The 25,633-nt window shown below is 46.6% G+C and carries 22 protein-coding genes and 1 riboswitch; of the genes, 5 read left to right on the top strand and 17 right to left on the bottom strand.

Features of this window, described 5'->3' with window-relative positions:
* Nucleotides 1-339: 339 nt before the first annotated feature.
* Complete coding sequence (purH, locus tag HH682_RS13955; RefSeq protein WP_214238139.1) at nt 340-1,929, top strand: bifunctional phosphoribosylaminoimidazolecarboxamide formyltransferase/IMP cyclohydrolase; 1,590 nt, start codon at nt 340-342, stop codon at nt 1,927-1,929.
* Between the two features lie 18 nt (nt 1,930-1,947).
* A complete protein-coding gene (gene purD / locus HH682_RS13950) occupies nt 1,948-3,228 on the top strand; it encodes a phosphoribosylamine--glycine ligase (protein WP_214238138.1) in 1,281 nt (426 codons plus the stop codon).
* Between the two features lie 29 nt (nt 3,229-3,257).
* Here the strand turns inward: purD and HH682_RS13945 are convergent, their stop codons facing one another.
* The 7 genes from HH682_RS13945 to nudC all read right to left on the bottom strand — a co-directional run bounded on the left by HH682_RS13945 (nt 3,258) and on the right by nudC (nt 8,498).
* Nucleotides 3,258-3,920: a DUF1481 domain-containing protein gene (locus tag HH682_RS13945; RefSeq protein WP_214238137.1), complete on the bottom strand. Its 663-nt coding sequence runs from the start codon at nt 3,918-3,920 to the stop codon at nt 3,258-3,260.
* A gap of 93 nt (nt 3,921-4,013) precedes the next feature.
* A complete protein-coding gene (hupA, locus tag HH682_RS13940; protein ID WP_048911275.1) occupies nt 4,014-4,286 on the bottom strand; it encodes a nucleoid-associated protein HU-alpha in 273 nt (90 codons plus the stop codon).
* A 181-nt stretch (nt 4,287-4,467) separates the two neighbouring features.
* On the bottom strand, nt 4,468-5,058 hold the full coding sequence (locus HH682_RS13935; protein WP_214238136.1) for a YjaG family protein: 591 nt from the start codon (nt 5,056-5,058) through the stop codon (nt 4,468-4,470).
* 62 nt (nt 5,059-5,120) lie between these two features.
* On the bottom strand, nt 5,121-5,798 hold the full coding sequence (gene nfi / locus HH682_RS13930; protein WP_214238135.1) for a deoxyribonuclease V: 678 nt from the start codon (nt 5,796-5,798) through the stop codon (nt 5,121-5,123).
* On the bottom strand, nt 5,798-6,862 hold the full coding sequence (gene hemE / locus HH682_RS13925; RefSeq protein ID WP_214238134.1) for a uroporphyrinogen decarboxylase: 1,065 nt from the start codon (nt 6,860-6,862) through the stop codon (nt 5,798-5,800). Before hemE ends, nfi begins: the two co-directional genes overlap by 1 nt.
* A gap of 129 nt (nt 6,863-6,991) precedes the next feature.
* On the bottom strand, nt 6,992-7,669 hold the full coding sequence (locus HH682_RS13920; RefSeq protein ID WP_214238133.1) for a bactofilin family protein: 678 nt from the start codon (nt 7,667-7,669) through the stop codon (nt 6,992-6,994).
* A 58-nt stretch (nt 7,670-7,727) separates the two neighbouring features.
* On the bottom strand, nt 7,728-8,498 hold the full coding sequence (gene nudC, locus HH682_RS13915) for an NAD(+) diphosphatase (RefSeq protein ID WP_214238132.1): 771 nt from the start codon (nt 8,496-8,498) through the stop codon (nt 7,728-7,730).
* Nucleotides 8,499-8,577: 79 nt separating this feature from the next.
* Here nudC and rsd point away from each other — a divergent pair, with 79 nt between their 5' ends.
* The 3 genes from rsd (at nt 8,578) to thiE (ending at nt 11,949) form a co-directional block, all read left to right on the top strand.
* Nucleotides 8,578-9,129: a sigma D regulator gene (rsd, locus tag HH682_RS13910; protein WP_214238131.1), complete on the top strand. Its 552-nt coding sequence runs from the start codon at nt 8,578-8,580 to the stop codon at nt 9,127-9,129.
* Between the two features lie 84 nt (nt 9,130-9,213).
* A riboswitch (TPP riboswitch) is annotated at nt 9,214-9,314 on the top strand.
* 87 nt (nt 9,315-9,401) lie between these two features.
* Entirely contained in the window at nt 9,402-11,324 is a 1,923-nt protein-coding gene (gene thiC / locus HH682_RS13905; protein WP_214238130.1) for a phosphomethylpyrimidine synthase ThiC, read from the top strand.
* Between the two features lies 1 nt (nt 11,325).
* Nucleotides 11,326-11,949 (top strand): thiamine phosphate synthase, encoded by a 624-nt coding sequence (gene thiE, locus HH682_RS13900; RefSeq protein ID WP_214238129.1) that lies wholly within the window; start codon nt 11,326-11,328, stop codon nt 11,947-11,949.
* A gap of 23 nt (nt 11,950-11,972) precedes the next feature.
* Here the strand turns inward: thiE and HH682_RS13895 are convergent, their stop codons facing one another.
* The 10 genes from HH682_RS13895 to HH682_RS13850 form a co-directional block, all read right to left on the bottom strand.
* Nucleotides 11,973-13,043 carry a DUF1176 domain-containing protein gene (locus HH682_RS13895; protein ID WP_214238128.1) on the bottom strand — a complete coding sequence of 357 codons (1,071 nt, stop codon included), beginning with the start codon at nt 13,041-13,043 and terminating at the stop codon, nt 11,973-11,975.
* Between the two features lie 86 nt (nt 13,044-13,129).
* Nucleotides 13,130-17,350 (bottom strand): DNA-directed RNA polymerase subunit beta', encoded by a 4,221-nt coding sequence (rpoC, locus tag HH682_RS13890; RefSeq protein WP_214238127.1) that lies wholly within the window; start codon nt 17,348-17,350, stop codon nt 13,130-13,132.
* A gap of 81 nt (nt 17,351-17,431) precedes the next feature.
* Entirely contained in the window at nt 17,432-21,460 is a 4,029-nt protein-coding gene (rpoB, locus tag HH682_RS13885; protein ID WP_214238126.1) for a DNA-directed RNA polymerase subunit beta, read from the bottom strand.
* Nucleotides 21,461-21,791: 331 nt separating this feature from the next.
* Nucleotides 21,792-22,157, bottom strand: coding sequence for a 50S ribosomal protein L7/L12 (gene rplL / locus HH682_RS13880; RefSeq protein ID WP_214238125.1), 366 nt, complete (start codon nt 22,155-22,157; stop codon nt 21,792-21,794).
* Between the two features lie 66 nt (nt 22,158-22,223).
* The gene (rplJ, locus tag HH682_RS13875) at nt 22,224-22,721 is read right to left on the bottom strand and encodes a 50S ribosomal protein L10 (RefSeq protein ID WP_214238124.1); all 498 of its coding nucleotides are present in this window, start codon (nt 22,719-22,721) and stop codon (nt 22,224-22,226) included.
* 302 nt (nt 22,722-23,023) lie between these two features.
* Nucleotides 23,024-23,728: a 50S ribosomal protein L1 gene (gene rplA / locus HH682_RS13870; RefSeq protein ID WP_214238123.1), complete on the bottom strand. Its 705-nt coding sequence runs from the start codon at nt 23,726-23,728 to the stop codon at nt 23,024-23,026.
* Between the two features lie 3 nt (nt 23,729-23,731).
* Nucleotides 23,732-24,160, bottom strand: coding sequence for a 50S ribosomal protein L11 (gene rplK / locus HH682_RS13865; protein WP_214238122.1), 429 nt, complete (start codon nt 24,158-24,160; stop codon nt 23,732-23,734).
* Between the two features lie 139 nt (nt 24,161-24,299).
* Nucleotides 24,300-24,845: a transcription termination/antitermination protein NusG gene (gene nusG, locus HH682_RS13860; RefSeq protein ID WP_048912868.1), complete on the bottom strand. Its 546-nt coding sequence runs from the start codon at nt 24,843-24,845 to the stop codon at nt 24,300-24,302.
* A gap of 1 nt (nt 24,846) precedes the next feature.
* Nucleotides 24,847-25,233: a preprotein translocase subunit SecE gene (gene secE, locus HH682_RS13855; RefSeq protein ID WP_214238121.1), complete on the bottom strand. Its 387-nt coding sequence runs from the start codon at nt 25,231-25,233 to the stop codon at nt 24,847-24,849.
* A 223-nt stretch (nt 25,234-25,456) separates the two neighbouring features.
* The coding region (locus HH682_RS13850) for an EF-Tu C-terminal domain-related protein (RefSeq protein ID WP_476705556.1) at nt 25,457-25,633 on the bottom strand (177 nt) is incomplete at its 5' end.

Raw genomic sequence — 25,633 nt, 5'->3', positions numbered from 1 at the left:
ACCTCAGGAGTCAATCATTATTTTGATTTTTTCTCCTGGACCGAATCGCTTCAGTCCCTGTCACCGCGCTGCGTATCGTGCTTTGCCGTGTCAGTGGATGCGCATTATAGGGAGTTCAGAAAAAGGCGCAATACCTTTTTTAATAAAAACTGACTGACTGCTGCATTCCACAGCAAAACAGCTATTTATACTGTGTTATCCACAGATTTACTCACAAAGGGTTAAAAAAATCATTTAACGCGAGATCCACGCAAACGTTTTCGCTACAATATACCCCTGTTAATTATAAAGGCGCCGATGCTTTTATCTTTCAAACTGTAACTCCAGAGGTTTACTTCTATTATGCAACATCGTCCTGTACGCCGTGCTTTACTTAGTGTCTCTGATAAAACAGGGATCGTCGACTTTGCACGAGGCCTTTCTGAACATGGTGTTGAACTTCTTTCTACTGGTGGTACAGCTCGCTTACTGGCAGAAGCAGGCTTAACCGTTACAGAAGTATCAGACTATACCGGCTTTCCAGAAATGATGGATGGGCGCGTTAAAACATTACACCCCAAAATTCATGGTGGCATTCTTGGACGCCGCGATAAAGACGATGCGGTGATGGCAGAACACCAGATTCAGCCTATCGACATGGTTGTGGTAAACCTCTACCCTTTCGCAAAAACAGTCGCTAATGAACATTGCAGCCTTGAAGACGCTGTCGAGAACATCGATATTGGTGGCCCTACTATGGTCCGCTCCGCCGCGAAGAACCATAAAGATGTCGCAATAGTAGTTAATAGCACTGACTATACTCCCCTATTAAAAGAATTAGCCGACAACGCGCAAGGCTTAAGCTTAGCGACACGCTTCGACCTTGCTATCAAAGCATTTGAACATACCGCGGCTTACGATGGGATGATCGCTAATTACTTTGGGCGCTTGGTACCTGCTTATCATAGCGAAGAGAAAACACCTTCTGGACAGTTCCCTCGGACCTTGAACCTTAGCCTTATCAAGAAACAAGATATGCGTTACGGTGAAAACAGTCACCAACAGGCTGCCTTCTATATAGAAGACAGTCTTTCAGAAGCTTCCGTCGCAACGGCCGTACAGCATCAAGGGAAAGCCCTTTCGTATAACAATATTGCTGATACTGATGCTGCGCTTGAGTGTGTCAAAGAGTTTGAGCAGCCTGCCTGTGTCATCGTTAAACACGCTAACCCCTGTGGCGTTGCGACAGCGCGCGATTTATTACAAGCTTATGATTTAGCTTATGCGACAGATCCGACCTCTGCCTTTGGTGGCATTATTGCCTTTAACCGTGAGTTAGATGCCGCGACGGCGCAAGCAATTATTAGCCGCCAATTTGTTGAAGTCATTATCGCCCCTACTGCAAGTACGGAAGCATTGGCTATTACTGCAGCGAAACAGAATGTTCGCGTCCTCACCTGTGGAGAGTGGCAACAACGTCAAAGTGGTTATGATTTTAAGCGAGTAAATGGTGGCTTATTAGTTCAGGATCGTGACCTAGGCATGGTTAACGAAAACGAATTAACCATCGTCACCAAGCGTCAGCCAACTAAAGAAGAGTTACGTGATGCGCTATTCTGCTGGAAAGTCGCAAAATTCGTGAAATCAAATGCAATTGTCTACGCGAAAAATAATCGTACTATCGGTATTGGTGCTGGCCAAATGAGCCGCGTCTATTCAGCGAAAATTGCGGGTATTAAAGCTGCGGATGAAGGTTTAGAGGTCAGTGGTTCAGCAATGGCGTCAGATGCCTTCTTCCCCTTCCGCGATGGTATTGATGCAGCCGCTGCAGTAGGAATACGTTGTGTGATCCAACCAGGCGGGTCGATTCGTGATGAAGAAGTGATCGCCGCAGCCGACGAACACGATATTGCGATGATTTTCACCGGAATGCGGCATTTCCGCCACTAAAGACGAGGTCAGTAAATAATGAATATTCTAATTATCGGTAATGGTGGCCGTGAGCATGCTCTGGCATGGAAAGCCGCGCAATCCCCGTTAGCAACTAAAGTCTTTGTGGCACCCGGTAATGCCGGTACGGCACTCGAACCGATGCTAGAAAATGTGGCGATTGAGGCAACTGATATTCCTGCGTTAGTTGCTTTTGCACAACGCGAGAATATTGGCTTAACGATTGTTGGCCCTGAAGCGCCACTCGTTCTGGGAGTTGTTGATGCTTTTCAACGTGAAGGCTTAACCATTTTTGGTCCAACACAAGCCGCAGCGCAACTCGAAGGGTCCAAATCTTTCACTAAGGATTTCTTAGAACGCCACCAAATTCCGACCGCAGACTACCAAAACTTTACTGATATCGAGCCAGCGTTAGCCTACCTACAAGAGAAAGGCGCCCCAATCGTTATCAAGGCTGATGGCTTAGCCGCGGGCAAAGGGGTCATTGTCGCCATGACTCTGGAAGAAGCGGAAGCCGCAGTAAAAGATATGTTAGCGGGCAATGCCTTCGGTGATGCCGGGCACCGTATCGTGATTGAAGAATTCCTTGAGGGTGAGGAAGCAAGCTTTATCGTGATGGTAGATGGTGAGCATGTCCTGCCGATGGCAACAAGCCAAGACCACAAGCGGGTAGGCGATGGCGATACTGGCCCGAATACAGGTGGAATGGGTGCCTATTCCCCTGCCCCAGTCGTTACCGATGAAATCCACCAGCGTGTCATGGACCAAGTTATTTGGCCTACCGTGAAAGGTATGGCCCAAGAAGGAAATCGCTATACGGGCTTCCTTTATGCGGGATTAATGATTGATGCAACCGGACAACCAAAGGTTATTGAGTTCAATTGTCGATTTGGTGATCCTGAGACGCAACCTATCATGATGCGTCTACAGTCAGACTTAGTTGAATTATGCTTAGCGGGCAGTACGGGACGTTTAGATCAGGTTGAATCCGTTTGGGATGTGCGGGCGGCGCTTGGCGTTGTTATCGCGGCGGGCGGTTATCCTGAAGCCTACCGTAAAGGCGATATCATTAAAGGGCTACCTCAGCCTGACCACACAGATGCCAAAGTCTTTCATGCAGGTACCGTGTTAACCGGTGATGATGTGACAACTGCCGGAGGGCGAGTACTGTGTGCGACAGCGCTTGGTGGCACCATCGCTGAAGCTCAAAAACACGCATATCAACTTACTCGCCAGATCAGCTGGGAAGGCAGTTTCTATCGTCAAGATATTGGCTATCGTGCCATAAATCGCGCGTAGGTCTTAATAGGGGCTAGCACAACTAGCCTCTATTTTTTTGAATAATTTGGCTGTTGCTCACACAGGTTCCGAGCAGTCATCAATAATACCTGTTGCCCTTCTGGTGCTTCAATCCATGCAACATAAGCTGGCGATTGCTGTGACAAACTGCTCAGCCGTTGATTCTCTCTGTTATTAAACTGAAACTGCGCTAACGTGCCGTCACAAGTCTCAACGTGTTGCACCGACAACCAACGCCCTTGATGTAATACTACCCTACCACTGATCAGGTCTCGACTGACCTCTACCATACGTTGTGCCTCGAACTTAGCGAATTCAAGTTCATTCACTGTCAGCGACTGGCGAGACATTGCAGACTTCTGCTGCATAAATGAGGTTGTTCCATCTCTCCGACTAAAACGCGCTGAAAAGCTATTCTCTGGCCCCTGTAGGGACTGTTTCGCAACACTAACCAATGACTCTTGATCCCAATGATAAAGCGCTTCTGATTCATTTGAACCATCGAATGGGGTAAAGATGGTTTGTAGCGTTGTGTATCCAGATGATGTCGTATGTTGCCAAATACGTACCACTCCACGATCTGCCAAATAGCCAGTTGCATGTGCTTCAGGTTTCTTTTGAAATAAGGCGCAGCTACAGAGGGAGCAAAAAAGCGGAAGGATGAATAAGGATCGATAAGAGAACAAGCGCATAGCGATCTCTTCAGTGAATAGGGTTAGAGTAAGGAACCGATCAAGAAGGGGAGAGCTCCCCTTCCGATCAAACTTATCACTGTTAAGATGCGATTATTTCACAGCATCTTTCAGAGCTTTACCAGAAACAAATGCAGGAACATTTGCTGCAGCAATTTTGATCTCTTTACCGGTTTGTGGGTTACGACCAGTACGCTCTGCACGGTGATTAACCTTGAAAGTACCGAATCCTACTAGCTGAACCGCATCACCTTCTTTCAGAGACTCAGTGATCGCAGAAAGAGTCGATTCCAGTGCAGTTTTAGCCTGGGCTTTAGACAGATCCGCTTTTTCGGCGATCGCATCAATCAGTTGAGTCTTGTTCATAAGTTATCCTTAGTGTGTATTTATCGCTTGCCAGTCACGAGTGCAAAAAGAATCGATAAACCCTTTTCTGCCTCCGCGTTCTGATAGCCTCAAGATTAGCCCCTCAAATGTAGACTAGACAGGGGTCTATTGTGAAGCCTTCAGTACAGGTTATTTGGCTTTGAGACCAAATTTCTTAGCTTTATTGCTCAAAAAACACACCAATATTACTTATTGCGTCTTCGCGTAAGTCTTGGCGAAGCCCTTTGATTAGCTCTAAGTCACGTTCTTCACACTCGGCCAATAAGCGGAAAATCTCCCATTGGGCATCCCACTCATCGATAACCGCAACGTTCTCTTTCAGCTCTTCATCCGTTAATTCACGACCACTCTCAGTCATCTCCAGCATTGCAACGGTGGTCACAGAGGTTTCACTGACGGTAATCGCATGCTCCAATGTTTCGCCACTTAAACGAGAATGAACTAACTCGCTTAACGCTACACATGCATCAATCGCCGGATAAACACCATAAACCTCGAAATCTTCGCCGGAGGGGATCGCTTCTTCAAACTTCTCTAACTGGCTATCAAAATTAATTTTTGCATCTTTAACTAACAGCGTTTCCCAAATTAAATCTAGGATCCGGCGGTAAAGTTGTGCATTAGCAAAACCGGTGTTGTGGCAAAACATTTGATAGTTAGGGTACATACGTTCACACAGACATGCCATAAAGGTGACGTGCTGCCAGCTTTCAAGCTTGGCTAAACGTAAATGGATTGGGTTACGTAACATGCAGGATACTCATCATAAAATCGCTTCACACAGTGTAACGTAATTTAACGCGTTTATCAGTGTTATTGTCGGGCTAACCATCGTTGGAAACTTGGCCTATTTGAAGCAACGGCATCCGCCCAGCGAGTAGGTTCGGGTAGACGGTACCCCCGTAGGCATTGTTGGGTCCACGCTAATGCTGAAGCTGCGCTAATCTTATGCCCAACTGAAATGAAGAGTGGATTACAGCGCAGCTTACTCCGTAAAACCGAGCCTATCGTTTGCCCTTGATATTGCAAAGCGACTGCGGAGCCTGGCTCTGAACCTAATTCAGCATATTCGCCACAAAGCCGGCTTTTCGCTACACCAATAGTAGGGATGTCTGCGAACAGTCCAAAATGGCTGGCAACCCCCAGTCCTCGCGGATGGGCAATGCCCTGTCCATCAATAAAAAGTAAATCTGGCTTAATGGTCAGCATCTGCCATACCGCTTCTAAGGCAGGGCACTCTCTAAATGAGAGATAACCCGGAATATAAGTAAGGGTGACAGGTACTCGCGCGACCTGATACTCCACCAGCTCGAGTTCAGGCCATGTCATGATAACCATAGCGGCCCGCGCCACAGTTCCTTGTGCTTCAAACCCAACATCTCCCCCCGCAATAAACCGCGGGGAGAAGGTTTTGTGCATATCGTATTGAACAACCTTGCCAGCATATTGCTGCTGCAAGGCCTTCAATTGCGCAAGGTCAACACCTCTCATTAGCGATGATAAGGCACGGATAAACGGTGAACTGACTCGACAAAGACACCCGCATTTTCTGGCGGCACGTCAAGGTGTATACCATGGCCTAGGTTAAACACATGTCCGCTTCCTTGACCATATTGCTCTAGGATGGTTTGTACTTCAGCTTCGATACGTGCCGGTTGAGCATAGAGAATAGAAGGATCCATGTTCCCTTGTAATGCAACGCGGTGTCCAACTCGTTGTCTTGCTTCATCTATACGCGTAGTCCAGTCGAGTCCGATGGCGTCACACCCGGTGTCTGCTATGTGCTCTAACCACTGTCCGCCGCCTTTAGTAAATAGTGTCACCGGAACGCGACGCCCTTCATTTTCATGAATTAAACCATCAACTATTTTGTGCATATAGTGTAAGGAGAATTCCAAATAATCTCTCCCTGTCAGCACCCCACCCCAGGTATCAAATATCATTACCGATTGCGCACCGGCTTTAATTTGAGCATTTAAATAACTTGTTACGCTCTCCGCGACTTTCTCCAGCATTAAATGCAGCGCTGCCGGTTCGGCATACATCATTTTTTTAACTTTAGTGAAAGCTTTGCTCCCGCCCCCTTCCACCATATAGGTCGCCAACGTCCAGGGGCTGCCAGAAAAGCCGATTAAGGGGACTTCACCCTGTAAATTTTTGCGGATAGTCCGCACAGCATTCATGACATAACCTAATTCTTGTTCAGGATCAGGAATGGGGAGTTTTTTAACATCGGCAATAGTTTGAATAGGAGAACTGAACCGTGGCCCTTCTCCTGCCTCGAAATAAAGGCCAAGACCCATCGCATCAGGGATAGTTAAGATATCAGAGAAGAGAATTGCGGCATCTAACGGAAAACGGCGTAACGGCTGTAGCGTGACTTCACAAGCAAGCTCAGCATTTTTACACAGCGACATAAAGTCGCCAGCTACAGCACGAGTAGCTTTATATTCTGGTAGATAACGTCCCGCTTGGCGCATCATCCAAACAGGTGTTATGTCTGTAGGTTGGCGCAACAATGCGCGTAAATAGCGATCGTTTTTTAATTCATTCATTTTCTAGGCTCTCTTTTGTCTACGCCTAGTGTAACAGCTATTTAAAAACTTCGTGGGCACTACAGGCTAAATTATTTATTGGCGGCTACACTCCTTCGCCATTAACCTACCGCTTATCACAGTGTTTTTTTACTGCTGAGCATTCAGAGAACCTGCCACTAATTTAGGTAGCGCTGTCACATTCTCTTTAGTCGCTTTCTCTACATCTTTAGTTGCTTTTTCAACAGAATATTGTGAATTACCATTGAAAATTCCTCCGCGATCAATCGATAATTCGCTCGCGTGGATGTCGCCATCTAACCGGCCTTGACACAGAATCTTCACTGCCGTCGCTTGGCATCGACCTTGTAAATAGCCATTAATGGTTATCTTCTCAGCCGTGAGTGTCCCTTGTACCCTCCCTTCTCTGCCAATACGGATTGACCGGCTACTATGAATATCGCCGATTACGCTCCCTTCAATTAACACATCGGAGTCATTGCTGATTTCACCGGTAAGGATCGTCCCTTTGGCAATTAAGGTCTCTTTAACGGTACGCTCTTCTTTTACCTGAGCGAGTTCAGCCATCGGAGGACTTGTGTCGTTTTTACTTGAGTCGAATACATCGGCTTTCTTTTTAGCTTTAAACATAATTACTCTTTTTGTTCGCGGACGAAAATAGATCGCCACTGTGCTACATATCGCTACCCATAACGTAGCAAGCTGTACCCAGTTAACGAGAGAAAAATGAGGGGAAAGATAGGTGATCAGTAAAATCGCCCATGTTCCCCATAGCACCCATAAGAGAGTGAATTGGTCATTACGCATGGCGAATAGGTAATACCGTAAAACGGTAGCGAGAATATTGTGTGAGATCAGCTTTACGTTAGTCTTGCCGGCAAAGGACGACAGTGTCCTCAATCAGACGACGAGCAATCGTCCCAATCTCAGGTATTTTCGGTAACTGCGACACATCAAACCAATCAGCACTTTTTAGCTCTTTGGGGTCTATTTCAATCTCACCACTGTCATACTCCGCGGTAAAGGCACACATTAAGGAATGGGGAAATGGCCATGGTTGAGAGGCTACATAGCGAAGATTTTTTATTTTGATACCACTCTCTTCCATTACCTCACGATGTGCGCACTCTTCAAGCGTTTCCCCTGCTTCAACAAAACCCGCTAATACCGTGAAGATCGGCTGTTTATGGCGTTGGTGTTGAGCTAATAAAATATGTCGACCTTTGCGAATAGCAATAATGATGCAAGGAGCGATCTGCGGGTAATAACGCTCACCACACTGATCACACAGGCAGGCGAATTCTTTCTCTGAACGATTCATTTTGGCGCCGCAATAGCCACACCAACGATGAGATCGATAAAATTCAGCTAATTGAATACCACGGCCGGCGAGTTGAAAAAGCTGCCTATCCGCGCCCAAAAGACGACGAACATTCTCCATATCTGTTGATTGTTGATGGTAAATTAACCAGCAAGGTTTGCCTTGATATTCGCCTATTTGTTTCGCGTGCTCTGTGTTCAAGCCCAGGTCACTAGCCTTTCCATAGGGGAGCTGACCATTGGGTAACCATAGATTCCGCCCCTCACTAGCCACCCACCAGCCCTCTTGCTCTACCTTTTCATTGTACTGAACCACGCAATGCCTCCTAAAAGTCAGGTGAATTGATTAATATAGTCTACGCTTAGTTCATTAACCTTGTTCGGAGCAGCCTGATATGCTGACTAAATTAGCTAACCTAAACGAAAAAATGACGGTAAGCCACCCAATGATTGATCAATGGCTTGCTAGCCGCCGTCAATTATTGGTTGCTTACTACCAATTAATTGGACTCACCCCACAGAAGAATAGCAGTGAGCAGTGTGACGAAGTGGTTTTGGATACTTTCTGCCAGCGCTTAGTCGATTACCTCTCTTCTGGGCACTTTAAACACTACCAACAAATCGAAATGCTGTTAGCTTCACAAGCTCAGCAAAATTTGATTAGCGTGTTATATCCTCAATTGGAAGACAGTACTCACACTTTACTCGCGCTCTATGATACCTATTTAGAGCCTGCTATTTCTAATGGCGAGATCCCTAAATTACGTAATGTAATTTCAGAAGTGGGTATGCAACTTGATGCGCTTTTTGATCTTGAGGACAAAATGCTGCTCTCAACCGAACTAGTCGGTTCTCACACATCCACTGCACAAGCAAGTACCAGTCAGTTAGCTGCCGAAACGGCAAAACCGGTAGAACGTCTCTCATCCGGGATGCTCGATAGCTAATGACTGCTGTTGTGAATTATTCTGAATAAGGTTATGGTGCAGTGAGGAGAACCACATTCTCCTTTAAAAAGCGAAGTTAGCTTATTTATCTTGTCGGAGTGCCCAATTGGGCTGAGACCGTTAATTCGGGATCCGCGGAACCTGATCAGGTTAGTACCTGCGAAGGGAACAAGAGTCAATCCCCTGCCTTGATCCGTTTCCTCCTATTTCAAGGTATATTGCTCCTTCCGAACTCCGGACAAGCATTTTTCTTTCAATGTCGAGAAACTGCTATGTCTGAAATTTCATCACGCCGTTTAAAACGCCAACAAGCGCAGCAATTCCTGCAATCTTTGACCGGGGCAACCTTTCCCAACTCTACACGAGAGTGGCTATCAGGTCCACGGGACGATATTCGTGTGCCAGTGAGAATGATCCACCTCTCACCCACGCTAAATAGTGATGCCTCTGTTTACGAAGAAAACCCTTCGATTCCGATCTATGACACCTCTGGGCCTTTTGGCGATCCCTCTTCATCACCTAATGTTCACGATGGCATTACACCACTACGCGCAAGATGGATCGCTGAGCGTGAAGACTCAGAGGCAATCAAGCATACTGCCTCTGACTATACTCAGCAGCGCTTATCGGACGCAACCCTGGAAACGATCCGTTTTCAAAAACCATTTCAATTCCGTAAAGCCAGTGAGGGAGTCCGTGTCACGCAGCTCCACTACGCTCGCCGTGGTATTATCACTCCAGAGATGGAATTTATTGCCGTAAGGGAGAACTTAGGCCGGGCTACCCTTGCCGAAAGTGAATTATTGAGACAACACCCTGGTGCACCATTCTGCTCACAGACCCCACGAGAAATCACAGCTGAATTTATACGCCAGGAAGTGGCGGCTGGACGAGCCATTATACCGGCTAATATCAACCATCCCGAGTCAGAACCGATGATTATCGGTCGAAATTTTTTAGTCAAAGTGAATGCTAACATCGGTAACTCAGCCGTCACCTCGTCAATTGAAGAAGAGGTCGAGAAACTCGTCTGGGCTACCCGTTGGGGGGCTGACACTATCATGGACCTGTCAACTGGCCGTAATATCCATGAGACTCGAGAATGGCTGTTACGTAATAGCCCAGTGCCTATCGGTACCGTCCCTATTTACCAAGCATTAGAAAAAGCCAATGGTATCGCGGAGAACCTCAACTGGCCCCTGTTTCGCGATACGCTTATTGAACAAGCAGAACAAGGCGTGGATTATTTTACCCTTCACGCTGGGGTATTATTACGATATATACCCATGACAGCGAAACGTCTCACCGGCATTGTCTCACGAGGTGGCTCCATCATGGCAAAATGGTGCTTATCGCACCATCAAGAAAATTTCCTTTACCAACATTTTCGTGAAATCTGTGAAATTTGTGCGGCCTATGATGTATCACTCTCTTTAGGCGATGGACTACGCCCTGGCTCGATTCAGGATGCAAATGATGATGCGCAATTCGCCGAGCTAAGAACATTAGGTGAGCTAACGAAAATTGCCTGGGAATACGATGTACAGGTGATGATTGAAGGCCCAGGTCATGTTCCCATGCACATGATCCAACGTAACATGACTGAACAGTTGGCTCATTGTGAAGAGGCCCCCTTTTATACATTAGGCCCTTTAACCACAGATATTGCTCCGGGTTATGATCATTTTACTTCAGGTATCGGCGCAGCCTTTATTGGATGGTTAGGTTGTGCCATGCTCTGTTACGTCACGCCGAAAGAACACCTTGGATTGCCTGATAAAGAGGATGTAAAACAGGGTCTTATTGCTTATAAAATTGCGGCACATGCTGCAGATCTAGCAAAAGGCCACCCTGGCGCACAAATCAGGGATAACGCCATGTCAAAAGCAAGATTCGAATTCCGCTGGGAAGACCAATTTAATTTAGCCTTAGACCCCGATACAGCACGGAAATTTCACGATGAAACACTTCCACAAGCTTCAGGGAAAGTCGCTCACTTTTGTTCCATGTGCGGTCCAAAATTCTGTTCTATGAAAATTAGTCAAGAAGTCCGTCAGTTTGCGAAGGATAATCCTAGAGATGATCATCTTTCCCAAGATATTGAGGCCAAGATACAGGGTATGGCTGAGCCATTTAAAAATAATGGCGACGAAATCTATACCCCAATTCTCCCAGAAACCGAGTGGAGCCACTAATATGCATTTCCCCAAAGTCCCGTTCAAACTTGGGCTCTACCCCGTGGTCGATAGCGTTCTATGGATAGAACGTCTACTTAATGTGGGCGTTCGAACGCTACAGCTTCGTATTAAGCACTCTACTATTGATGAGAAACGTGATGCAGTTCGCCATGCCATTGCCTTGGCTAAGAAATTTGACGCACGGTTATTTATCAATGATGAGTGGCAACTGGCAATTGAATACCAGGCATATGGCGTACATCTCGGGCAAGAAGATCTGTTAGAGGCCGATTTATCGGCCATCGCAAAGGCAGGGCTAAGACTGGGTGTTTCCACCCATAGCGATGTAGAGATTGAACGGGTTCTACCTATTAAGCCCTCTTATATCGCTTTAGGTCCGGTATTCGCTACCCAAACTAAGGAGATGGCAATGCCACCCCAGGGCATTACTAAGATTGCTGAGCATGTCGCTAAGCTCAGCACTATTCCGACGGTCGCGATTGGCGGTATTTCTATAAAGAGGGCCGAAGATGTTCTCCAAACCGGTGTCGGCAGTATCGCAGTAGTAAGTGCTATCACTCAAGCCACTGATTGGCGTTCAGCGGTGACCGCTTTTCAGCAACTTATTACCAAACAGCGTTAAGGACTCACAGGATGGGCCGCGGCTCATTCTGTTTCCTTGAAACCAGGAGTTAACCACACTGATGGCCAGTTCCCCGGCTCTCCACCATCACATGTGGGCTGATTGTGATAGCTCATTAATTCAAAGACTTTTCCATTGAAGCGCCACACCGCGCTTTCGCCACAATCCGCTAACCCGCGTCCACGTGCAGTATGGTACAACAGCCCTCGTTGAGGTTCGTAATGTGGGTCCGTAAACCAGCTGATGCTTTGCAAATCCCCCTGATTATTTCTAAGCGGAATAGGCAAATCGAGCATTTTTGCACGCTCAGGATGATTTTTCGGTACAACGAATAATATTGATGACGATTGATAGGCTCCTGACACACAATTAATCATGACTAATGCATGCTGATTATCGAGAGGCTTTGCCCGACTTTTTTGAAGTGTCTCATCTTCAGGTGTACATTCCTGATCCGTAAGCAGTTGTGCCTGAGACGTCAGCACCGTCTCAATTAAGTGGTTAGGATCTTTTAGGGCTAATGGTTTGGCCTGCCCGATAAAACGCGGTTCGATTGCATAGCGGTGTGGCACTTCGTTAGCATTCTCTTCTCCCGGCGCAACGAGCGCGGTACGGTTATGAATACGTCCTTGCCGTTCATCCATAAAATTAAGCGCGGCCATTAATCCAGCCAAAGATGTTCCTTCATCAGTCTCCTGCGAAAGGGAAAGTGTCGATGCATTAGTCAGAAGCTGAAGAAACGCTTGGATTTGTATCAAAGAATTCGATGAATAGCCTGCAGCATCGTGATGGCTATCTGCTTGATGAGACGCTAAGGTGGTTTGCCAACGTTTACCATCCACCCATATGCCTTCCGGTGTATCACTGTCATAGCCTGCCATATCTAAGGATATAGCGCCTTTAGGACCGGCTTGGTAAGTTAAAATAATACGAATATCTTCATCTGGATTGGCATTGCGCACATCACAGTCGTTCAAATTATTACAGGTAACTTGCCATTGCTGGAATAAACGTTGTACCGGCTCTGAGGCGTCACTGAGAGTACTGAAAAACATCCCTGCGAGTAGTGGTAATACTTTCCATCGCATCTTCATGTCAGGATCCTTAACAGGGATTGAAATAGGGGTAATGGACATAAAAAAAACCCTGCCTAAGCAGGGTTTTCACTTAACACATCTAATTACTCGTCTGAACCGCCCAGACCTGCATTCAGCAGCTCTGCTAAGCTCGCGGAAGCTTCATCTGCAGTCACTTGTGGTGCAGCAGGGACTTCACCTTGCTGGCGACGGCGCATACGATCTTGATGGTATGCATAACCGGTACCGGCAGGAATTAAGCGTCCAACGATGACGTTCTCTTTCAGGCCACGTAATTCATCACGTTTACCTGCCACTGCTGCTTCAGTTAACACGCGCGTCGTTTCTTGGAACGATGCAGCGGAGATAAATGACTCAGTTGCCAGTGACGCTTTGGTAATCCCTAATAGGTCGCGATGGAATGTTGCAGCAACTTTACCATTCGCTTCCAGTTCGCGGTTAGCGATCAGGATACGTGATACTTCTGCTTGTTCACCTTCTAAGAAATCGGCGCTACCTGCAGAGGCAATAGTGGCTTTACGTAACATCTGACGAACGATAACTTCGATATGCTTATCGTTAATCTTAACGCCTTGTAAGCGGTAAACTTCTTGTACTTCGTTAGTGATGTAACGAGTTACCGCGTGTACGCCACGCAGACGTAAGATATCGTGTGGTGACTCTGGGCCATCTGATACTACATCACCGCGTTCAACACGCTCACCTTCGAAGACGTTCAGCTGACGCCACTTAGGAATCATCTCTTCGTACGGATCGCTACCATCAACTGGTGTGATCACTAAACGACGCTTACCTTTGGTTTCTTTACCGAAGGAGATGATACCGCTGATTTCTGCCAGAATCGCCGGCTCTTTCGGACGACGTGCTTCAAACAGATCAGCAACGCGTGGCAGACCACCAGTAATATCTTTAGTACCGCCAGATTCCTGAGGAACACGGGCTACAGTATCACCGGAACTGATTTGTACACCATCTTCAAGCTGGACAATTGCATTGCCTGGCAAGAAGTATTGTGCAGGCATATCAGTACCTGGCAGCATGACATCGTCACCTTTCGCATCAACAACTTTAATGGCTGGACGTAGATCTTTACCACCAGAGGTACGATCTGCAGTGTCCATTACCACCAGCGAAGAGAGACCAGTCAGTTCGTCAGTTTGACGAGTAATGGTTTGACCATCATTCATGTCAACAAAACGTACAAAACCGTTTACTTCAGTGATAACTGGCATGGTGTGCGGATCCCAGTTTGCAACGGTATCACCCGCTTCAACTTGCTCTCCATCACCCTTCGCCATGACCGCACCGTAAGGAACTTTATAGCTCTCTTTAGTACGACCAAATTCGTCGATCATCTTCAGTTCGGTGTTACGTGAAGTGACAACCAGTTTACCGGCTGAGTTGGTTACCGACTTCGCATTGCTTAGACGGATAGTACCTTTGTTCTTCACTTGGATGCTTGATTCAGCAGCCGCACGTGATGCCGCACCACCGATGTGGAACGTACGCATCGTCAGCTGTGTACCAGGCTCACCGATTGATTGTGCTGCGATAACCCCGATGGCTTCACCTTTATTGATGATATGCCCGCGTGCAAGGTCACGACCGTAACAGTTTGCACACACACCGAAGTCAGTTGCACAGCTAACGACTGAACGTACTTTGATGCTGTCGACTGAGTTCTCTTCCAATACGTCACAGATGTGTTCATCCATTAAAGTATTACGTGGAACAAGAATATCAGCAGTACCTGGCTTCAATACGTCTTCTGCCGTCACACGACCCAATACGCGCTCACGTAATGGCTCTTTAACATCACCACCTTCGATGACTGGCGTCATCATGATGCCTTCATGCGTTCCACAGTCATCTTCAGTAACGACCAAGTCCTGAGCAACGTCAACTAAACGACGGGTCAAGTAACCGGAGTTTGCTGTTTTCAGTGCGGTATCCGCAAGACCTTTACGTGCACCGTGCGTCGAGATGAAGTACTGAAGTACGTTCAAGCCTTCACGGAAGTTTGCCGTAATCGGCGTCTCGATGATTGAACCATCAGGTTTTGCCATCAGACCACGCATACCTGCAAGCTGACGAATCTGTGCCGCAGAACCACGCGCACCGGAGTCGGCCATCATATAGATGCTGTTGAAGGAAACCTGTTGCTCTTCTTCACCGTGACGGTTAATCACCGTTTCAGTTTGCAGGTTTTCCATCATCGCTTTCGAAACACGTTCGTTAGCGGCCGCCCAGATATCGATCACTTTGTTGTAGCGCTCACCGGCAGTAACCAGACCCGATTGGAACTGTTCTTGGATCTCTGCAACTTCGGCTTCTGCTTCAGCAATGATTTCAGTTTTCGCTGCTGGGATCACCATATCATCGATACCTACTGATGCACCTGAACGTGCAGCGTAAGCAAAACCGGTGTACATGGTTTGGTCAGCAAAGATAACCGTTGGTTTTAAGCCCAAGATGCGGTAGCAAGTGTTCAGCATCTTAGAGATAGCTTTCTTACCTAACGCTTGGTTAACGATTGAGTAAGGAAGACCTTTAGGAACGATCATCCATAGAATCGCACGACCAACCGTGGTATCCACAATGCTAGTGCTTGGTACTAATTCGCCCTCTTCAGTCTTAGTGAACTCAGTAATACGCACTTTTACGCGAGCATGTAGTTCAGCCAGACCAGCACGGTATACGCGCTCAGCTTCTTTAGGTCCTGTCAGAACCATGCCTTCGCCTTTTGCGTTGACACGGTCACGGGTCATGTAATACAGACCCAATACAACGTCTTGTGAAGGAACAATGATTGGCTCACCGTTCGCTGGAGACAAGATGTTGTTGGTCGACATCATCAGCGCACGTGCTTCTAACTGCGCTTCAAGCGTCAGTGGCACGTGGACAGCCATTTGGTCACCATCAAAGTCGGCGTTATAGGCCGCACAGACCAGCGGGTGAAGCTGAATCGCTTTACCTTCGATCAGGACAGGTTCAAAGGCTTGAATACCTAAACGGTGAAGTGTTGGTGCACGGTTAAGTAACACTGGGTGTTCGCGGATAACTTCATCCAAGATATCCCAAACAACTGCTTCTTCGCGCTCAACCATTTTCTTCGCAGCTTTAATGGTTGTCGCTAAACCGCGTAATTCTAATTTACCGTAGATAAATGGTTTGAATAATTCCAATGCCATTTTCTTCGGTAGACCACATTGATGCAGGTGCAGGTATGGACCAACAGTGATTACTGAACGTCCAGAATAGTCAACACGCTTACCTAACAGGTTCTGACGGAAACGACCTTGCTTACCTTTAATCATATCGGCAAGTGATTTCAGAGGACGTTTATTCGATCCAGTGATAGCGCGTCCACGACGACCGTTATCCAGTAATGCGTCAACCGCTTCTTGTAACATACGCTTTTCGTTACGTACGATGATATCTGGCGCAGCCAGATCCAACAGACGCTTCAAACGGTTGTTACGGTTGATCACACGACGGTAAAGATCATTCAGATCCGACGTCGCAAAGCGGCCACCGTCCAGCGGTACCAATGGACGAAGATCCGGTGGTAAAACTGGCAGTACTGTTAAGATCATCCACTCTGGTTTATTTCCAGATTGAACGAAGGCTTCAAGCAGCTTAATGCGCTTAGTCAGCTTCTTACGCTTGGTTTCTGAATTAGTTTCATTCAGTTCTTCGCGAAGTTGCTCGCACTCTTGCTCAAGATCCATGTTTTTCAACAGGGCTTGAACTGCTTCGGCACCCATCTTAGCGTCGAATTCGTCACCAAACTCTTCTAAAGCATCCAGATACTGCTCTTCAGTCAGGATCTGACGCTTTTCAAGGTTAGTCATACCGCCTTCGATAACAACATAAGATTCGAAGTACAGTACACGTTCGATATCACGCAGAGGCATATCAAGTAATAAACCGATACGCGATGGCAGTGATTTTAGGAACCAGATGTGTGCAGTTGGGGTTGCTAACTCAATGTGACCCATACGCTCGCGACGTACTTTAGTCTGAGTAACTTCAACACCACATTTTTCACAAATCACACCACGGTGTTTAAGGCGCTTATACTTACCGCATAAGCACTCATAATCTTTTACCGGTCCAAAAATACGTGCACAGAAAAGACCGTCACGTTCTGGTTTAAAGGTACGATAGTTAATCGTTTCTGGCTTTTTAACTTCACCGAAAGACCAGGAACGGATCATATCTGGCGAAGCCAGGGCGATCTTGATCGCATCAAACTCTTCGGTTTTAGTTTGCGCTTTTAAAAACTTAAGTAAGTCTTTCACGGATTAGCTCCCGTCGGAGTGAGACTTCTCAGGAGAGCGGCCCGCAGCCAGCTCTCCTGTAACCAGTAGAAAATCGAGTGCTTACTCGTCTTCCAGCTCGATGTTAATACCTAGCGAGCGGATTTCTTTCAACAGTACGTTGAAGGATTCCGGCATGCCTGGTTCCATCTGATGATTACCATCGACGATGTTTTTATACATCTTCGTACGGCCATTTACGTCATCCGACTTCACTGTAAGCATTTCTTGCAGAGTATAAGCAGCACCGTATGCTTCAAGTGCCCACACTTCCATCTCACCGAAACGCTGACCACCGAACTGTGCTTTACCACCCAGCGGTTGCTGAGTAACCAAGCTGTAAGAGCCGGTAGAACGTGCGTGCATTTTATCGTCAACCAAGTGGTTCAGTTTCAGCATGTACATGTAACCGACGGTTACTTGACGCTCAAACTGTTCACCGGTACGACCATCAAATAGCGTGATCTGACCAGAGGTCGGGATGTCACCAAGCGTCAACAGCTCTTTGATTTCGCTTTCTTTCGCGCCATCAAACACTGGAGTTGCAATTGGCATACCCTTTTTCAGGTTCTCAGCAAGACGTAACACTTCTTCATCAGAGAAAGTACTTAAATCGACTTTTTGGCGTACATCAGTACCCAAGTCGTAAGCGCGTTGAATAAACTCGCGCAATTTAGCCACTTCCTGCTGTTGTTTCAGCATGGTATTGATTTTGTCACCAATACCTTTTGCAGCCATACCCAAGTGAGTTTCTAGGATCTGACCGATGTTCATACGTGATGGAACGCCCAGTGGGTTCAATACGATATCAACTGGCGTACCATTTTCATCGTATGGCATATCTTCGATCGGGTTGATCTTAGAGATAACACCTTTGTTCCCGTGACGACCTGCCATCTTATCACCAGGTTGGATTTGACGTTTAACTGCCAGATAAACCTTAGCAATTTTCAGAACACCCGGTGCTAAATCATCACCTTGAGTGATCTTACGGCGCTTAGCTTCGAGTTTCTTCTCAAACTCGTGCTTCAGCTCGTCATACTGTTCAGCCAATTGCTCTAACTGATTTTGTTTCTCTTCATCAGTCAGACCCAGTTCCAGCCAACGCTCACGTGGTAACTTATCAAGTTTGTCAGCTTCAACGCCGCCAGCAATCAGGACATTTTGAATACGGCTGAATAAACCTGCTTCAAGGATTTGCAACTCTTCTGACAGGTCTTTCTTGGCCTGCTTCAGCTGCATTTCTTCGATTTCAAGTGCACGTTTATCTTTTTCAACGCCATCACGAGTAAAGACTTGTACGTCGATAACTGTTCCAGAAACACCGTTTGGTACACGTAAAGATGAATCTTTAACATCTGAGGCTTTTTCACCAAAGATTGCGCGTAACAGTTTCTCTTCTGGCGTCAGCTGAGTTTCACCCTTAGGTGTCACTTTACCGACTAAGATATCGCCGCCTTTAACTTCAGCACCAATGTAGACGATACCCGACTCATCTAATTTAGAGAGTGCGGCTTCACCGACGTTAGGGATATCAGCAGTGATTTCTTCCGATCCAAGCTTAGTATCACGAGATACACATGCCAACTCTTGAATATGGATAGTGGTGAAACGGTCTTCTTGTACCACACGCTCAGACACGAGGATGGAGTCTTCGAAGTTATAACCGTTCCATGGCATGAATGCCACACGCATGTTTTGACCCAGCGCTAACTCACCGAGGTCAGTTGACGGGCCATCAGCCAAGACATCACCACGTTCAACCGGCTCGCCCAGTGAGACACAAGGCATTTGGTTGATACAGGTGTTCTGGTTAGAACGCGTGTACTTGGTCAAGTTATAGATATCAATGCCTGCTTCACCCGCATACATCTCATCTTCGTTAACTTTGATCACGATACGTGACGCATCGACGTATTGGACTGTACCGCCACGTTTAGCGACCGCCGTTACACCGGAGTCAACCGCAACAGCACGTTCCATACCGGTACCTACTAACGGCTTATCAGCTCGTAAGGTAGGTACTGCTTGACGTTGCATGTTTGCACCCATCAATGCACGGTTCGCATCATCGTGTTCTAGGAACGGAATCAATGACGCACCAACAGAAACAACCTGTTGAGTAGAAACGTCCATATAGTCGACTTGGTCACGACTGAATAAGCTTGATTCACCTTTGTTACGGCAAGTTACCAGATCGTCGATAAAGCCAAAGTTATCGTCCAGATTGGTGTTGGCCTGCGCAATAACGAAGTTACCTTCTTCAATTGCGGAGAGGTAGTGAATCTCATCAGTCACAACACTGTCTACCACACGACGATAAGGGGTTTCTAGGAAACCATATTCGTTAGTCTGTGCGTAAACAGATAATGAGTTGATTAGACCAATGTTCGGACCTTCAGGGGTTTCGATTGGACAGACACGTCCGTAGTGCGTTGGGTGTACGTCACGCACTTCGAAGCCTGCACGCTCACGCGTCAAGCCACCTGGACCCAATGCAGAAATACGACGCTTATGCGTAATTTCTGATAATGGGTTGTTCTGATCCATAAATTGAGAAAGTTGGCTTGAACCAAAGAACTCTTTGACCGCTGCAGAAATAGGTTTCGCATTGATCATGTCTTGAGGCATTAATGTTTCTAAATCGCCTAAAGACAGACGCTCTTTAACCGCACGCTCTACGCGGACTAGGCCTACGCGGAACTGGTTCTCTGCCATTTCGCCAACAGAACGAATACGACGGTTACCTAAGTGGTCGATATCATCCACTTCACCGATACCATTACGGATACCGATCAGTTTTTTCATGACTTGAATGATGTCGTCATGGCTTAAGATACCCGCGCCTTCAATTTCATCACGCCCTAAAGAGCGGTTGAATTTCATGCGGCCTACCGCTGACAGATCGTAGCGATCTTCAGAGAAGAACAGGTTTTCAAACAGATTTTCTGCCGCTTCACGCGTTGGTGGCTCACCAGGACGCATCATACGGTAGATTTCTACCAGCGCACTGAGGCGATCGCTCGTCGGATCGACGCGAAGCGTTTCAGAAATATAAGCACCGTGATCTAAGTCATTGGTAAACAGTGTTTCAATGCGCTTATGACCCGATTGGCTCAATTTCGCTAACAGGTCTAAAGAAAGCTCCATGTTAGCCGCGACAATGAGCTCACCGGTCGCTTGATCAATATAATCTTTCGCTGCAACCTTGCCGGCAATATATTCAACAGGAACTTCAATATGCTGAATTTTATCTTTCTCTAACTGGCGAATATGGCGAGCGGTGATACGACGCCCTTTCTCAACATAGACGGTGCCATTAGATTCGATATCGAAAGACGCTGTTTCACCACGCAGACGCTCTGGAACAAGTTCCATTTGCAGGCGGTTGTCGCGAATTTCGTAAATCACTTTGTCGAAGAACAGACCGATAATCTGCTCAGTCGTGTACTCGAGCGCACGCAGAATGATCGTGGCAGGCAGTTTACGACGACGGTCAATACGAACAAAGAGGTTATCTTTTGGATCGAACTCAAAATCTAACCATGAGCCGCGGTAAGGAATGATCCGTGCGTTATACAGAACCTTACCTGATGAGTGCGTTTTACCTTTGTCACTATCAAAGAACACACCTGGGCTACGGTGAAGCTGAGAAACGATAACACGTTCAGTACCATTGATAACGAAAGTACCGTTATCAGTCATGAGTGGAATTTCACCCATGTAGACTTCTTGTTCTTTAATGTCTTTGACGGTGCCTTCTGGCGCTTCACGTTCATAAATGACGAGGCGTAGCTTAACACGCAGCGGTGCTGAGTAAGTCACCCCACGGATCTGACATTCCTGTACATCAAAGACGGGTTCACCCAAACGGAAGCTGACATATTGCAGCTCGGAGCTACCACTGTAACTCTGGATTGGGAATACGGAACGGAAAGCTGCTTCCAAACCGTGTTGACCTTCGGGATCTTGCTCGATGAACTTCTGAAACGAGTCAAGCTGGATAGAAAGGAGATAAGGTATATCCAAAACTTGTGGACGTTTACCAAAATCCTTACGAATACGTTTTTTCTCGGTATAGGAGTAAACCATAGGTTCCTCAGCTAGCTGACAAGTCGGCCTACGTTGTCCGTTTTAGTGGACAGTTATGCAACACTGTTATTATTTTTTCATCACTCAACAAGAAGTCCGTGATGCAATACGTCTTTATATCACTCTTAAATCATTTCGTTGCTATTGCGAGACAGGAAACCCCGCGGGGATAACAGTATATTAAGTCGTCGATAGAAAAAGATATTGGAAAGTTATCTTGGAAGACACAGTGCGAAACACCAAGTTAACTCTTTAGCGCAAAAAGGCTGGTAACCATTATAGTCACCAGCCATCAGTCTGCAACTACTCAGACTGTAACCCGAAGGTTATCTTATTTGATTTCAACTTCAGCGCCAGCTTCTTTCAGAACAGCTTCAAGTGCAGCTGCGTCATCTTTGCTGATTGCTTCTTTGATTGCAGCTGGAGCAGCTTCAACCAGATCTTTAGCTTCTTTCAGGCCAAGACCAGTTGCGCCACGTACTGCTTTGATCACAGCAACTTTGTTAGGACCAGCAGCTTTCAGAATTACATCGAATTCAGTTTTCTCTTCAGCAGCTTCAGCCGGGCCTGCAGCAACCGCTACAGCAGCAGCAGCAGAAACACCGAATTTTTCTTCCATTGCAGAAACCAGCTCAACAACTTCCATTACGGACATTGCTGCAACAGCTTCCAGGATTTGGTCTTTAGTGATAGACATAACAATTGTTCCTAAAAATCAGAATTAGTTTAAACGTAAGCAAACACGATGTATAAAAAAACCGGCTTATGCCGCTTCTTTTGCATCGCGAACAGCTGCCAGAGTACGAACCAGTTTGCCTGCAGCGGCTTCTTTCATGGTCGACATCAGACGTGCCAGTGCTTCTTCGTAAGTTGGTAAAGTTGCCAGACGGTCAATTTGTTCCGCCGGGATCAGCTCACCTTCAAAGGCTGCAGCTTTAACCTCAAAGTTTGCATTCGCTTTCGCGAAATCTTTGAACATACGAGCAGCAGTGCCCGGGTGTTCTAAAGAGTATGCAATCAAGGTTGGACCAACAAACGTGTCTTTCAAGCATTCAAATTGAGTGCCTTCAACGACGCGACGTAGCAGGGTGTTACGAACAACACGCATGTAAACGCCAGCTTCACGACCTGCTTTACGCAGTTCAGTCATTTTATCTACAGTAATGCCGCGGGAATCCGCAACTACCGCAGACAGCGCGCCTTTGGCTACTTCGCTGACTTCAGCAACAATCGCTTGTTTGTCTTGAAGATTTAATGCCATTAGCTTGTGCTCCTGGATTATTTAGCTAGATAGATAGCTACCTAGAACTCACATCACTCACCCTGTAAACAGAGTGAGCGCGAAATACGGTGAGCAGAATCCAGAAAAAAATTTTAAGGTTCTGTCACCGTCTACGCAGGAAATTAAGTTTTTTTCAAAACACCTGCGGTCTTGGACGGAGGCCTGGATAAGGCCAGGCTCCAACCGAAAATCTTGCAGTAACGCGAATTAACTCAGGTTACCGCGCTCTCCATAGGAGAGAATGGGCGCAAATTTTAGTTCAAATTTCCACCCATGTCAACTTAGTTAGTTGATGCGTTCAGACCAGCTTGGTCGATTGCAACACCTGCACCCATGGTGGTAGACAGGCTAACTTTCTTGATATAAATACCTTTCGCTGAGGTTGGTTTCGCTTTTTTCAGCGCAACCAGAAGAGATTCTAAGTTCTCTTTCAGCTTATCAGTCTCGAAGTCAACTTTACCGATAGTGGTATGGATAATACCATTTTTGTCGTTACGATAACGAACCTGACCCGCTTTAGCATTTTTAACTGCTTCAGCAACGTTTGGCGTTACAGTACCCACTTTCGGGTTTGGCATCAGACCACGTGGGCCGAGAACTTGACCTAATTGGCCAACAACGCGCATTGCATCTGGAGAAGCAATAACAACGTCAAAGTTCATCTCGCCTTTCTTGATTTGGTCAGCCAAATCTTCCATACCGACTAACTCTGCACCTGCAGCTTTAGCCGCTTCAGCGTTTGCACCTTGTGCAAATACTGCAACGCGAACGCTACGGCCAGTACCGTTAGGCAGTACTGTTGCGCCACGTACGTTTTGGTCAGATTTACGAGCATCGATACCGAGGTTTACGGCAACGTCTACGCTTTCAACGAATTTAGCCGTTGCTAATTCTTTCAGCAGGGCTACAGCTTCATTGATATCGTATTGTTTAGTGACGCTAACTTTTTCACGGATGTTGCGCATGCGCTTGGTCAGTTTAGCCATTTCTTAGTCCTCCACTACCAGGCCCATGGAACGAGCAGTACCTTCGATAGAGCGAGTCATCGCTTCTACGTCTGCACCAGTCATATCCGCTGCTTTAGTCTGTGCGATTTCTTGCAGTTGAGCGCGAGAAACTTTACCGACTTTGTCTTTATTTGGTTTACCAGAACCAGATTTGATACCTGCTGCTTTCTTCAGAAGAACGGCTGCAGGAGGAGTTTTGGTAATAAAGGTGAATGAGCGGTCGCTGTATACAGTAATAACTACTGGCGTAGGCAGGCCTTTCTCTAGGCTTTCTGTTTTTGCGTTGAACGCTTTACAGAATTCCATGATGTTAACACCTTGTTGACCTAAAGCTGGACCAACTGGTGGACTTGGGTTTGCCATGCCCGCTGCAACTTGCAGTTTGACATAGGCTTGTACTTTCTTAGCCATGATAATTCCTCTGTTGGGTATAGCGCCTAAAAAGGCTTCCCGTGGTTATTTTATTTACCGGGCCTAAACCCCATAAATATAAAAGGCGCGAAATTATAATTAAATTTCGCGCCTTATGCAATCAACTGTCGCTGATTAATTAAGCTTTTTCTACCTGACTAAAGTCTAGCTCTACCGGTGTTGCACGGCCAAAGATTGAGACAGATACCTTCAAGCGGCTCTTCTCGTAGTCAACCTCTTCTACAACACCATTAAAGTCAGCGAAAGGACCGTCACTAACACGCACCATCTCACCAGGTTCAAACAAGGTTTTAGGACGTGGTTTATCACCTGCTTGTTGCAAGCGGTTCATTATGGCATCAACTTCTTTATCGCTAATAGGCGCAGGACGATCTGACGTTCCGCCAATAAAGCCCATTACACGTGGAACACTACGCACTAAGTGCCAGCTTGCGTCGTTCATTACCATTTGGACTAATACATAGCCTGGGAAGAATTTGCGTTCGCTTTTACGGCGTTGGCCTGCACGGATTTCAACCACTTCTTCGGTCGGTACCATTACCTCACCAAAAAGCTCTTCCATGTTGTGCAGTTTAATGTGTTCACGCAGAGAAACTGCTACGCGAGCCTCGAAACCAGAAAACGCCTGAACGACGTACCAGCGTTGTTTAGGTGCTTCAGACATTTCAGAACCTCAGACCAGTGATAAAGGATACTAAGCGGACTAGGATGCTATCTAATCCCCATAAAATGAGCGACATAATTGCCGTAACAATCGCAACAATAACTGTTGTCTGTAATGTCTCTTGACGGGTCGGCCAAACCACTTTACGGACTTCGGTTCTTGCTTCACGAGCAAAAGAAACCGCTGCTTTACCTTTTGCTGTCGTAAGGAAAGCAATACCGCCTGCTATCGCGATAATCACAACCACGCCTAGCGCGCGAAGTGGAAGATTAACTTCACGATAGAAGTAGTTACCTGCGATTGCGATAATCAATAGCGCAAAGACAACTACCCATTTGATTATTTCTAGGCCACGTCCACTCGCCTGAGCTTCAGTATTTGCACTCATAACAACCTACCACCATAAATCAAAAACTATTAAACCTCGCGATCATTGCGAGGTAACCAACCCAGTCGGCATTCACCATCTGGAGTTTAACGTCACCCAGAGCCTGTCTCAACAATGATTTGGCTTCTAAAAATCACTGATGAGCCAGGTTCTGTATCATCGCGAATAAAAAGGGCATCAAATGATGCCCTTTTCATGTGCATGACGTCAAATATTATCGTGATTAAGCGATAACTTTAGCAACAACACCTGCACCTACAGTACGACCACCTTCACGGATTGCGAAGCGTAAGCCGTCATCCATTGCGATTGGGTGGATTAAGGTAACAACCATTTTGATGTTGTCGCCTGGCATTACCATTTCAACGCCTTCTGGCAGTTCGATGGTTCCAGTCACGTC

It is taken from the genome of Rosenbergiella gaditana (genome assembly GCF_018494065.1).
Lineage (GTDB): Bacteria > Pseudomonadota > Gammaproteobacteria > Enterobacterales > Enterobacteriaceae > Rosenbergiella > Rosenbergiella gaditana.
Note: the sequence above shows the minus strand (reverse complement) of the source record. Positions and strands in the feature narration are given on the sequence as shown.